Genomic DNA, 12,174 nt, shown 5'->3' on the forward strand with positions numbered 1-12,174 from the left:
CCTTTAGGGCCTGGGCTTTTAGAGCGGTTCCAGAAGTTGGAAATCCGGCTCTTTGGCCCAAACGGTCTGCCCCAGAGCTTTCGTGATGCCGGGTCCGGTTTTCCGATTTCCCGGCGCCAGTCGTGGTAGAGGCATATGGCACGCATCGTAATGAAATTCGGCGGCACGTCCGTCGCTGACCTGGACCGCATCAAGAACGTTGCCCGCCACGTAAAACGCGAAGTCGATGCCGGGCACGAGGTGGCGGTGGTGGTGTCGGCCATGTCCGGCAAGACCAATGAACTGGTCGGCTGGGTCCAGGGCACGCCGAAAGTGATCGGCGCCAATTCTCCGTTTTACGATGCGCGGGAATATGACGCGGTGGTCGCATCTGGCGAGCAGGTGACCTCGGGGCTGCTGGCGATCGCATTGCAGGCGATGGATATCAATGCGCGTTCCTGGCAAGGATGGCAGATCCCGATCCGCACCGACAACGCGCATGGCGCGGCACGGATCATGGAGATCGACGGCTCCGACATCGTCAAACGGATGGGCGAGGGGCAGGTCGCCGTGATCTCCGGCTTTCAGGGGCTGGGACCCGACAACCGTATCGCGACGCTCGGGCGCGGCGGATCGGACACTTCGGCCGTTGCAATCGCGGCAGCTGTCAAGGCGGATCGCTGCGATATCTATACCGATGTCGACGGCGTCTACACGACCGACCCGCGCATCGTGCCGAAGGCGCGCAGGCTGAAGAAGATCGCCTTCGAAGAAATGCTGGAAATGGCATCGCTCGGCGCCAAGGTACTGCAGGTGCGCTCGGTCGAGCTTGCCATGGTACACAAGGTGCGCACCTTCGTGCGCTCATCATTCGAAGATCCCGATGCTCCGGGCATGGGCGATCTGCTGAACCCGCCCGGAACGCTGATTTGTGACGAGGATGAAATCGTGGAACAGGAAGTAGTCACCGGCATCGCCTATGCCAAGGATGAGGCTCAGATCTCGCTTCGCCGTCTTGCCGACCGGCCGGGCGTTTCTGCAGCGATCTTCGGGCCGCTCGCCGAATCCCATATCAATGTCGACATGATCGTCCAAAATATTTCCGAGGACGGGTCGAAGACCGACATGACCTTCACCGTGCCATCAGGCGACGTCGAGAAGGCGATCAAGGTACTCGGCGACCATAAGGAGAAGATCGGCTACGATGTCGTGCAAAACGAATCGGGGCTGGTGAAAGTATCGGTCATCGGCATCGGCATGCGCAGTCATGCGGGCGTTGCCGCTACCGCATTTCGTGCACTTGCCGAAAAAGGCATCAACATCAAGGCGATCACCACCTCCGAGATCAAGATTTCCATCCTGATCGACGGTCCCTATGCAGAACTCGCTGTCAGGACTTTGCATTCCTGCTACGGTCTGGATAAGAATTGATTCCCAGCGGGCGGCCTGCCCCTTCAGGTTGAGGAGATGAGGCCGGCCCGCCGGGGACTAAGTGCGTTGTTTCGGGAGCTTGAGACGCCATGAGAGACCTTTCCGGCGGTCCGCGCGTGCTGCTCAGGCGGCTGCGCGAGTTGATGGCGGAGCCGCTGGAGCCGCAGGAGCGTCTTGACCGGATCGTCCGCCAGATCGCCGGCAACATGGTGGCGGAGGTTTGCTCCGTCTATGTGCTGCGCGCCGACGGCGTCCTCGAACTCTATGCGACCGAAGGCCTCAACCGCGAGGCCGTGCACCTGGCGCAATTGAAGATGGGGCAGGGCCTGGTCGGGACCATCGCGGCCTCGGCCCAGCCGCTGAACCTTTCCGACGCGCAGTCGCACCCTGCCTTCCGCTACCTGCCGGAAACGGGCGAAGAAATCTACCATTCCTTCCTCGGCGTGCCGATCCTTAGGACCGGGCGCTCGCTCGGCGTTCTCGTCGTGCAGAACAAGGCGAGCCGAAACTATCGTGAGGAAGAGCTGGAAGCGCTCGAGACGACGGCGATGGTGCTTGCAGAGATGATCGCCACCGGCGAGCTCAAGAAGATCACCAAGCCGGGCCTCGAACTCGACCTGACGCGTTCGGTGACGGTTGACGGTGATACTTATAATGACGGCATCGGCCTCGGTTACGTCGTGCTGCACGAGCCGCGCATCGTCGTCACCAATCTGCTGAACGAAGATACCGAGAAGGAAATCCGACGGCTGGCCGAAGCCATGGGCTCGCTCAGGATTTCGATCGACGACATGCTGTCGCGTCGCGACGTGTCGATGGAGGGCGAGCATCGCGACGTGCTCGAAACCTACCGCATGTTCGCGCATGACCAGGGCTGGGTGCGCAAGCTTGAGGAAGCGATCCGCAATGGCCTGACGGCGGAAGCGGCGGTCGAGAAGGTGCAGAGCGACACCAAGGCGCGGATGATGCGGTTGACCGACCCTTATCTGCGCGAACGCATGCATGACTTCGAGGATCTGGCGAATCGGCTGCTCAGACAGTTGACCGGTTATACCGGCCGGACGACCGCCGAAGGTTTCCCCAGCGACGCAATTATCCTGGCGCGCGCGATGGGGGCGGCCGAACTGCTCGATTATCCGCGTTCTAATGTCCGTGGGCTGGTGCTGGAAGAAGGGGCGGTGACAAGCCACGTGGTGATCGTTGCGCGGGCCATGGGCATTCCCGTCATCGGCCAGGCGGCGGGCGTGGTGGCGCTCGCCGAGAACGGCGATGCGGTGATCATCGACGCCGACGAGGGACATGTGCATCTGCGGCCGATGGCCGATCACCGGCGTTCCTACGAGGAAAAGGTTCGCTTCCGCGCCAGGCGGCAGGAGCAGTTCCGGGCGCTGCGCGCCGTCGAGCCGGTCACCAAGGATGGGCAGCGGATCGCGCTGATGATGAATGCCGGCCTGCTGGTCGACCTGCCGCAGCTTTCGGAATCGGGTGCCGAGGGCATCGGACTCTTCCGCACCGAGCTGCAGTTCATGATCGCCTCCACCATGCCGAAGGCGGAGGAGCAGGAGCAGTTCTATCGCAATGTGATTAAGCAGGCGGCGGGCCGCACCGTCACCTTCCGTACGCTCGATATCGGCGGCGACAAGGTCGTGCCGTATTTCCGCGGCCATGAAGAAGAAAATCCGGCCCTCGGCTGGCGCGCCATCCGGCTGTCGCTCGACCGGCCGGGACTGTTGCGCACCCAGCTGCGCGCTCTGCTAAAGGCATCGGCCGACACCGAGCTGAAGCTGATGGTGCCGATGGTGACCGAGGTTTCCGAGCTGAGGATGGTGCGCGAGCTGTTGCAGAAAGAAGTGCAGCATCTCTCGCGTTTCGGTCACGGGCTGCCGCGCAAGCTGCAATTCGGGGCGATGCTGGAGGTGCCGGCACTGCTTTGGCAGCTCGACGAGCTGATGGAGGCGGTGGATTTCGTATCGGTCGGCTCGAACGATCTCTTCCAGTTCGCGATGGCGGTCGATCGCGGCAATGCGCGGGTCTCTGACCGCTTCGACCCGCTTGGCAAGCCGTTCTTGCGCATCCTGCGCGATATCGTACGCGGGGCGGACCGGAACAAGACGCCGGTGACGCTCTGCGGCGAACTCGCCAGCAAACCGATCTCGGCGATGGCGCTGCTCGGCATTGGCTTCCGCTCGATCTCAATGTCGCCGGCCTCGATCGGACCGGTGAAGGCGATGCTGCTCGGGCTCGATGTCGGGGCACTGGCGAAGGCGATGGACGAGGTGCTGGATGATCACCACGCCATGATGCCGATGCGCGAGGTGCTTGCCCGCTTCGCCGAGAGCCACAATATTCCCCTTTAGACAGAGAAAAGAAGAATCGGAGTGAAGGGTGGCGAAGCTTCCCGTTGAAAAGATGCGCGAACTGGAACGCCGTTTCGGCGAGATCGAGGCGCGCATGTCGGCTGGCCCGGCGGCCGATGTTTATGTGAAGCTCGCATCCGAATATTCCGAGCTGCAGCCTGTCGTGACGAAGATCCGCGTCTATGAGAAGGCGGTCGCCGAGCTTGCCGATCTTGAAACGCTGCTCGAGGACAGGTCGGTCGACCGCGAGATGCGCGACCTCGCCGAGCTCGAGCTGCCCGAGGTGAAGGAACAGATCGAGGCGCTTGAGCAGGAGATGCAGATCCTGCTCCTGCCGAAGGACGCAGCCGACGAAAAGAGCGCCATCCTCGAAATCCGCGCCGGCACGGGCGGCTCGGAAGCGGCCCTTTTCGCCGGCGATCTCTTTCGCATGTATGAGCGCTTTGCGGCCGAAAAGGGCTGGAAGGTGGAGGTGCTCTCGGCAAGTGAGGGCGAAGCCGGCGGCTACAAGGAAATCATCGCGACGATCACCGGCAGGGGGGTCTTTGCCAAGCTGAAATTCGAATCCGGCGTGCATCGCGTGCAACGCGTGCCGGAAACCGAGGCGGGCGGGCGTATCCATACGTCGGCCGCAACGGTTGCGGTGCTGCCGGAGGCCGAGGAGATCGACATCGAGATCCGGGCTGAAGATATCCGCATCGACACGATGCGATCTTCGGGTGCGGGCGGCCAGCACGTCAATACGACGGACTCGGCTGTGCGCATCACCCACCTGCCGAGCGGCATTGTCGTCACCAGCTCGGAAAAATCGCAACACCAAAATCGCGCCAAGGCGATGCAGGTGCTACGCTCCAGGCTTTACGATGCCGAGCGGCAGAGAGCCGACAGCGAGCGCTCTGCCGATCGCAAGAGCCAGATCGGCTCCGGCGACCGATCGGAACGTATCCGCACCTATAATTTCCCGCAGGGGCGAGTGACGGACCATCGCATCAATCTGACGCTCTATAAGCTGGACCGGATGATGGAAGGCGAGATCGAGGAGGTCGTCGACGCGCTGATGGCCGATTACCAGGCCAGCCAGTTGGCGCAGCTCGGCGAGCAACAATGAGCTCGATGGTCGCCGATATGCTTGCCGAAGCGCGCCGCCGCTTCACCGAAGCCGGTATCGTCGACCCGGCGGCCGATGCGCGGCTGCTTGTCGCGGGCCTTCTGAAACTGTCGCCGACCGAGTTGTTGACGCGATCGGCCGAGAGGCTTTCTGCCGAGCAGGCCGAAGTGATTTTCAAGGCGCTGGAGCGGCGGCTCGGTCATGAGCCGGTGCATCGCATTCTCGGCGAGCGGGAATTCTACGGCCTGCCACTTCGGCTTTCGGCGGAAACGCTGGAACCTCGGCCCGATACGGAAATCCTGGTCGATACGGTTCTCATCTATCTCAAAGACCTTGCAAAGGCGCAAAGCCGTCTCCATATCCTTGACATCGGAACCGGGACCGGGGCGATATGCCTTGCGCTTTTGAGCGAATGTCCCGATGCGTCAGGCGTCGGCAGCGACATATCGGCGGACGCACTTTTGACGGCAAGATCGAATGCAGAAAGAAACGGCTTGCAGGATCGTTTTGAGGCCGTACAGTCGAGTTGGTTCGAGCACATCCAGGGATCCTTTCACGCGATTGTCTCAAATCCGCCCTATATTGCTTCCAATGTCATTCACGATCTCGCTCCCGAAGTGACTAAATTTGATCCGGCAGCGGCTCTGGATGGCGGCCCGGATGGGCTTGACGGCTACAAAGCCATAGCCAAGGATGCGGCAAGGTTCATCAGGCCCAATGGGGTCGTCGGACTGGAAATCGGCTACGATCAGCGAAACGACGTGACGGCGATCTTTGAAGCGAAAGGCTTCAGGTGCCTTAAATCCGTGAAAGATTATGGTCAGAACGACAGGGTGCTTGTGTTCGCGCTCGCGTGAAAGACGATAATGCGGCATTGGGCGAGACATTATTGTTATTGCGAAGAAAAGGCTTGGATTTCCCGGTGAAGCAATATAGGTTGCGGTCACGTGTTGGGCAGATAGGAATGAACGAGATTCGTTCGGTACTTGGTTTGCCTCGGGGGTCCGCTCTTTTAAACGAGAGTTTCAACGGTTGAACACGACCCAATGCGTGAATCAGTCAAACTGACTTGAGAACCAAGCGGCAGGTCGGCGCAAAGGCGCAGTATGCTCGCGGCACAAAGGTCCTGACCCGGTTTCCGGTCATGGCGGTTGGTGCCATGTATCCATCACAAACAGAGAATTCAGGTGAACGATCTATGAGGCCAGGACAGCAGAACAAGCGCGGTCGAGGGCGTGGTAACAATAACAACGGCGGCGGTGGCGGCGGCGGTGGAAATAACAATAACAACAATTTCAACCGCAAGGGCGGCAATCCGCTGACCCGGTCCTATGACAGCTCCGGCCCCGATGTGAAGATTCGCGGTACGGCGCAGCATATCGCCGAAAAATACGCGCAGCTCGCCCGCGACGCCCAAAGCTCCGGCGATCGCGTGATGGCCGAGAACTATCTCCAGCACGCCGAACATTACAATCGTATCATCGCCAGCGCCCAAGCGCAGATGCAGGAACGCTTCCAGCGTGACGACCGTGGCGAGTACAATGATCGCGAAGGTGCGGACCGCGACGGCGACGATATGGACAACAATGAGAATGACAATGACAATGACGGCGACGATGTCGTTATCGTCCAGCCGCCGCAGAGCAGGCCGCACCAGCCGCAGCAGAGCAGACAGCACCAGCCGCAGGCACAGCCGAAGCCGGTAGCCTCTCAGGCGCCTGCGCCGGCACCTCAGTCCGAGGTCATCGATGGAACCGGCCCGCAGCCGGAGATCGAAGGCATTCCGGCCGAAGTCGCGATGGACGAGGAAGGTGCCGGCGGCCAGCCGCGCGAACGCCAGCCCCGCCGCCGCAGCACCGGCAGCCGTCCCCGTCGCCCGCGTCGCGGTGCTGAGGGCGAAGAAGCCGCCGCTGAAGGCGAGGGCGCCTCTGCCGAGGCGCCGGTGCTGGCTGACGTCGCCTCGGAATGAGGATTTCGCTTTCCCTTCAGGGGAGAGCGTGACGGTCATGCCATCTACTCGAATTAGCTTGAAAATCCCCGGCCTTGTGCCGGGGATTTTCATTTTATGGGCTCTTTAAACTCGCAGAACCGGCTACCATATTCTCTTCGAACTGCTTCGCCCGAATCCCAGCCGGGCAAAGCGCGACCTGCCTTTTCAGGGGGTCGATCTCAATCATCGGTCTGCGCCTCTTCAGGGCAGGGCGATCTATGGAGGTAGAATATGAATATCGAGAAATATTCGGAGCGGGTGCGCGGTTTCATCCAGTCCGCCCAGACCTATGCGTTGGCGCAGGGTCACCAGCAATTTACACCGGAACATGTGCTGAAAGTCCTGCTCGACGACGATCAGGGCATGGCGTCGTCGCTGATCGAGCGTGCCGGCGGCGATGCCAAGGCCGCCCGCCTGGCCAATGACGCGGCTCTCGCCAAGTTGCCGAAGATCTCCGGCGGCAACGGCAACATCTATCTGGCACAACCGCTCGCCAAGGTCCTTTCGACCGCCGAAGAAGCGGCGAAGAAGGCCGGCGACAGCTTCGTCACTGTCGAGCGCCTGCTGCAGGCGCTGGCGATCGAATCCTCGGCCTCGACCTTTTCGACGCTGAAGAACTCAGGCGTGACGGCCCAGGGCCTCAACCAGGTCATCAATGACATCCGCAAGGGTCGGACGGCGGATTCCTCCAATGCCGAGCAGGGTTTCGACTCACTGAAAAAGTTCGCACGCGACCTCACCGCCGAAGCCCGCGAGGGCAAGCTCGACCCGGTGATCGGCCGCGACGACGAAATCCGCCGCACCATCCAGGTGCTTTCGCGCCGCACCAAGAACAATCCTGTGCTGATCGGCGAACCTGGCGTCGGCAAGACGGCGATCGTCGAGGGCCTGGCGCTGCGCATCGTCAACGGTGACGTGCCGGAATCGCTCAAGGACAAGAAACTGATGGCGCTCGACATGGGCGCGTTGATTGCCGGTGCGAAATACCGCGGCGAATTCGAGGAGCGGCTGAAGGCGGTGCTCAATGAAGTCCAGGCGGAAAACGGCGAGATCATCCTGTTCATCGACGAGATGCACACGCTGGTGGGCGCCGGCAAGGCGGATGGAGCGATGGATGCTTCCAACCTCCTGAAGCCCGCCCTTGCCCGCGGCGAGCTGCATTGCGTCGGCGCGACGACGCTCGATGAATATCGCAAACATGTCGAGAAGGATCCGGCTCTTGCCCGCCGCTTCCAGCCCGTCGTTGTCGACGAACCGACGGTCGAAGATACGATCTCGATCCTGCGTGGCCTGAAGGAAAAATACGAGCAGCACCACAAGGTGCGCATCGCCGATGCGGCGTTGGTGGCGGCTGCGACGCTTTCCAACCGCTATATCACCGACCGTTTCCTGCCCGACAAGGCGATCGACCTGATGGACGAGGCGGCAGCGCGGCTGCGCATGCAGGTGGATTCCAAGCCGGAAGAGCTCGACGAACTTGACCGCCGCATCATGCAGCTGAAGATCGAGCGCGAAGCGCTGAAAAAGGAAACGGACGTCGCGTCCGCCGACCGTCTGAAGCGGCTGGAAACCGAGGTGACCGATCTCGAGGAACAGGCCGATGCGCTGACGGCCCGCTGGCAGGCGGAAAAGCAGAAACTCGGCCTTGCCGCCGATCTCAAAAAGCAGCTCGACGATGCCCGCAACGAACTGGCGATCGCCCAGCGCAAAGGCGAATTCCAGCGTGCCGGCGAGCTGACCTACGGCGTCATTCCCGATCTTGAAAAGCAGCTCGTCGATGCCGAGAAGCAGGATGGCGACCGCGGCGCGATGGTGCAGGAGGTGGTCATCCCCGACAACATCGCCCATGTCGTGTCCCGCTGGACCGGCATTCCGGTCGACAGGATGCTGGAGGGCGAACGCGACAAGCTGCTTCGGATGGAAGACGAACTGGCGAAATCGGTGATCGGTCAGGGCGATGCGGTTCAGGCCGTGTCGCGCGCCGTCCGCCGCGCGCGCGCCGGCCTGCAGGATCCGAACCGGCCGATCGGTTCGTTCATCTTCCTCGGCCCGACCGGCGTCGGCAAGACGGAGCTCACCAAGGCGCTCGCCCGCTTCCTCTTCGACGACGAAACGGCGATGGTGCGCATGGATATGTCGGAATATATGGAGAAGCACTCCGTTGCCCGGCTGATCGGTGCGCCTCCCGGCTATGTCGGTTATGACGAAGGCGGAGCGCTGACGGAAGCGGTGCGCCGCAGGCCCTATCAGGTCGTGCTGTTCGACGAGATCGAAAAGGCGCATCCCGACGTCTTCAACATCCTGCTGCAGGTGCTGGACGACGGACGCCTGACGGACGGTCAGGGCCGGACGGTCGACTTCCGTAACACGATGATCATCATGACTTCGAACCTCGGCGCCGAATATCTGACGCAACTGAGGGACGGCGACGACAGCGACACGGTTCGCGAGCAGGTGATGGAGGTCGTGCGCGGACATTTCCGGCCGGAATTCCTGAACCGCATCGACGAGATCATCCTCTTCCATCGCCTGAAGCGCGAGGAGATGGGCGCGATCGTCGATATCCAGCTGAAGCGGCTGGTGGCTCTGCTATCCGAGCGCAAGATCGTCATCGATCTCGACGAGGAAGCCCGCCATTGGCTGGCGAACAAGGGTTACGATCCGGTCTACGGCGCAAGGCCGCTGAAGCGGGTGATCCAGAAGTTCGTGCAGGATCCGCTGGCCGAGCAGATCCTGTCCGGCCAGGTGCCGGATGGATCGACGGTGACGGTGACGAGCGGTTCGGACCGGTTGCAGTTCAGGACAAGGCAGACGGTGAGCGAAGCAGCGTAAATCCAGTTTGCCGGATGAATGGGAAATGGCGGCTTCGGCCGCCATTTTTCGTTGGGTGGCCGGGGCGTCTGTCGGAGGCGAAGCAGCGTAGATAGACGCTACTTGCTCGCCACCTGGTCTGGTGTCTGGTTGTTCAGCAGCGTATCGATGCGCTTGCGCTCGTCTTCGAATTTCGCCAGCGCCTCGCCCTGCAGCGATTTGCCGCCCGGCAGCCGGATGCGCAGCGGATCGACCTTGGTGCCATTGACGATCAGCTCGTAATGCAGGTGCGGGCCGGTGGATTCGCCCGTCGTGCCGACCCAGCCGATCACCTGGCCCTGGCGGATCTTGGCGCCGGGGACGACGCCCTTGGCGATGGCGCTCTGGTGATTGTAGGAGGATTCATAGCCGTTGGCATGGCGCACGATCGTCTGGTTGCCGTAACCGCCGGAATCCCAGCCGGCCTTTTCGACCGTGCCGTTGCCGGCGGCGATGATCGCCGTGCCGCGCGGTGCTGCCCAATCGACGCCGGTGTGCATGCGGGCGAAACCGAGGATCGGGTGGCGGCGCATGCCGAAGCCAGATTTGAAGATGCCGTTCGGCACCGGGTTGCGCAGCAGGAACTGGCGGATGCTCTTGCCGTTCTCGTCGAAATAATCGACCGTGCCGTCGTCGGGGTCCTGGAAGCGGTAAAAGCGCGTCTGCGTATCGCCGAAACGGGCGTTGACATAGAGCAGTTCGGAATCCTCGGTCGCCTGACCGGCGCTGTCGGCGACGGAGAAGAAGGCTTCGAGACTGTCGGTCGGCCTCAGCTGCGCCTGGAAATCGACATTGCTGGCGAGCAGCTTGATGATCAGCGCCGTCATATCCTTGGTCATGCCGTAGGAAAGGGCAGCACGATAGATGCCGTCATAGACGCGCGGCAGGTTCTGGCCGGGGGGCGGTGCGAAGGAATTGTCATCGAAGGCGGTGGCGATGGCATCCAGCATCGGCGGCTCACTGCCGGGCACATATCTGCCCTTGTCGTCGACGGCCACGGTGACGAGATGGCGCGTGCCGCGATAGACGCTGGCTCGGATGATCTTTGCCTGTTCGCCCTTCTGAATGATGCCGATGCGCAGTACATCGCCCTTGTCGAGATCAGGAGAACCCAGTTGCTGCGCGATATAGCCGGCGATGCCATCGGCATATTGCTGCGGATAGCCTGACTCCGTCAGCGCCTTGGCGATCGGCGTGTCGACGCGCACCGGCAGGATGTCGTCGGCGAATTCTTCGGTCTGCGGCGTGATCGATTCCGATGCGGAGACCGTCATGTTCTGTTCGAGCACGCGGGCGGACAGACCGGCCGTCAGATCGACATCGGCATCCTCGTTGGAGAAACGACGCGGATCGACGTAATAAAGGGCTGCGAGCTGCGTGTTGCCGTCGGTCAGCACCGAGCCGTTGGAGCGCACATTCTCTTCGACCTCCTCGAGCGACAGGCCGGATGCCATCTGCATGCTGGTCTTGCCGGTCGGGAAGGGAATGGTCTTCAGGCTGACTTCGGATTCGACGTCGGAGCCGTAAAGCGCGCCTGTGCGGCTTTGCGGCGCGGGCTGCGGCTCGTCGGCGGAAAAGATCGCCAGAGGATCGAAGTCGGGATAGTCCTCCGTCGCCACATGGTTGGCGGCCAGCGTCATCTTCACGTGTGCGAAGGGCTGGCGGCGTACGACTTCCTTTTCGCCGTCATGGACGACAGTTGAGACTTCCATGATGGCACGGTCGGACGGTTTTGCGGCGATGGCAGGCGCGATCAGCCGGCCACCGCGGATCACTGTCGTATCCTCATGCGCGTCTGCCGCAACACTTGCATAGGCTTCGGCGGGGATCGCCAATTGCTGGCGGCCATCAAGGGCGGCAAAAAGGGCGACACCCATCAGGACGGATGATGTAATGCCGGTGAGGAACGTGCCCGAGAGCCAGCGCAAGGAAACTTCGCGCCGGTCGGGTGCGCGTCTGCCGTCGGCCAGAAGCGGAGGCTCGTTGCCCAACGAGCGGATCATCATTTTCTCCGTCATCATGGCAGTCGGGTCCGCGTCCTTACATCAGGCGTCTGTGGGAGCATGTATCGGCCATCCTGGCTGGGGCGAAAGATGTGCATATTTTGGGCATGGAAGTCAAATCACTCAGGAAAAGGCAGTCTGCCTGCATTTGCCTGTGTGAATCATGTGTCTCTTAAGACCAGCAGATTGTGATGATGTCGGGGCGTGGGAGACAAAACAGCGTTCTTTCCACGAAAAGTCGAAAGACGATCATCTTTCCTGGCCGTGTAAGGCCGGTCGGAATCCGGGAAACGAACGCATTTGCGTGCTGTCCGGAATTTTTCCTGTAAAAACAATGGTTTGAAAGAAAAATCAATTTTTTCGAAAGGCGCTGTTGACTGTTCTGATTGGTTAGTTCTATAAGCCCACTCACTGAACGAGGGCGGCGGCGCTGCTGGCGACGAAGTCTTTCGTTCT

At 61.4% G+C, this 12,174-nt stretch carries 8 protein-coding genes; 6 read left to right on the top strand and 2 right to left on the bottom strand.

Annotation, left to right across the window (positions count from 1 at the left end; genetic code table 11):
- The first annotated feature begins 135 nt into the window (after window positions 1–135).
- The 6 genes from FY112_RS28755 (at window position 136) to clpB (ending at window position 9,697) form a co-directional block, all read left to right on the top strand.
- Entirely contained in the window at window positions 136–1,410 is a 1,275-nt protein-coding gene (locus tag FY112_RS28755) for an aspartate kinase (RefSeq protein WP_011653679.1), read from the top strand.
- Between the two features lie 89 nt (window positions 1,411–1,499).
- On the top strand, window positions 1,500–3,767 hold the full coding sequence (gene ptsP / locus FY112_RS28760) for a phosphoenolpyruvate--protein phosphotransferase (RefSeq protein WP_017962255.1): 2,268 nt from the start codon (window positions 1,500–1,502) through the stop codon (window positions 3,765–3,767).
- A 28-nt stretch (window positions 3,768–3,795) separates the two neighbouring features.
- Complete coding sequence (gene prfA, locus FY112_RS28765) at window positions 3,796–4,875, top strand: peptide chain release factor 1 (RefSeq protein WP_151519859.1); 1,080 nt, start codon at window positions 3,796–3,798, stop codon at window positions 4,873–4,875.
- Window positions 4,872–5,732 carry a peptide chain release factor N(5)-glutamine methyltransferase gene (gene prmC / locus FY112_RS28770; RefSeq protein WP_017962253.1) on the top strand — a complete coding sequence of 287 codons (861 nt, stop codon included), beginning with the start codon at window positions 4,872–4,874 and terminating at the stop codon, window positions 5,730–5,732. The genes prfA and prmC overlap by 4 nt, the downstream gene beginning before the upstream one ends.
- A gap of 341 nt (window positions 5,733–6,073) precedes the next feature.
- The gene (locus FY112_RS28775) at window positions 6,074–6,844 is read left to right on the top strand and encodes a DUF4167 domain-containing protein (RefSeq protein ID WP_017962252.1); all 771 of its coding nucleotides are present in this window, start codon (window positions 6,074–6,076) and stop codon (window positions 6,842–6,844) included.
- Between the two features lie 252 nt (window positions 6,845–7,096).
- The gene (gene clpB / locus FY112_RS28780; protein WP_131720599.1) at window positions 7,097–9,697 is read left to right on the top strand and encodes an ATP-dependent chaperone ClpB; all 2,601 of its coding nucleotides are present in this window, start codon (window positions 7,097–7,099) and stop codon (window positions 9,695–9,697) included.
- Window positions 9,698–9,795: 98 nt separating this feature from the next.
- Here clpB and FY112_RS28785 read toward each other — a convergent pair whose 3' ends face one another.
- Entirely contained in the window at window positions 9,796–11,736 is a 1,941-nt protein-coding gene (locus tag FY112_RS28785; RefSeq protein WP_151519860.1) for a M23 family metallopeptidase, read from the bottom strand.
- Window positions 11,737–11,879: 143 nt separating this feature from the next.
- Window positions 11,880–12,174, bottom strand: a 295-nt coding sequence (locus FY112_RS37220; RefSeq protein WP_151519861.1) for a hypothetical protein, incomplete at its 5' end; no start/stop codon positions are given.

The sequence above is a fragment of the Rhizobium sp. PEPV16 genome, assembly GCF_008919455.1.
Lineage (GTDB): Bacteria > Pseudomonadota > Alphaproteobacteria > Rhizobiales > Rhizobiaceae > Rhizobium > Rhizobium leguminosarum_Q.

Excerpts from the sequence above, each read along its gene's own strand:
- FY112_RS28755 (WP_011653679.1), top strand. The coding sequence starts at position 136 with ATGGCACGCATCGTAATGAAATTCGGCGGCACGTCCGTCGCTGACCTG.
- ptsP (WP_017962255.1), top strand. The coding sequence starts at position 1,500 with ATGAGAGACCTTTCCGGCGGTCCGCGCGTGCTGCTCAGGCGGCTGCGC.
- prmC (WP_017962253.1), top strand. The coding sequence starts at position 4,872 with ATGAGCTCGATGGTCGCCGATATGCTTGCCGAAGCGCGCCGCCGCTTC.
- FY112_RS28775 (WP_017962252.1), top strand. The coding sequence starts at position 6,074 with ATGAGGCCAGGACAGCAGAACAAGCGCGGTCGAGGGCGTGGTAACAAT.
- clpB (WP_131720599.1), top strand. The coding sequence starts at position 7,097 with ATGAATATCGAGAAATATTCGGAGCGGGTGCGCGGTTTCATCCAGTCC.
- FY112_RS28785 (WP_151519860.1), bottom strand. The coding sequence starts at position 11,736 with ATGATGACGGAGAAAATGATGATCCGCTCGTTGGGCAACGAGCCTCCG.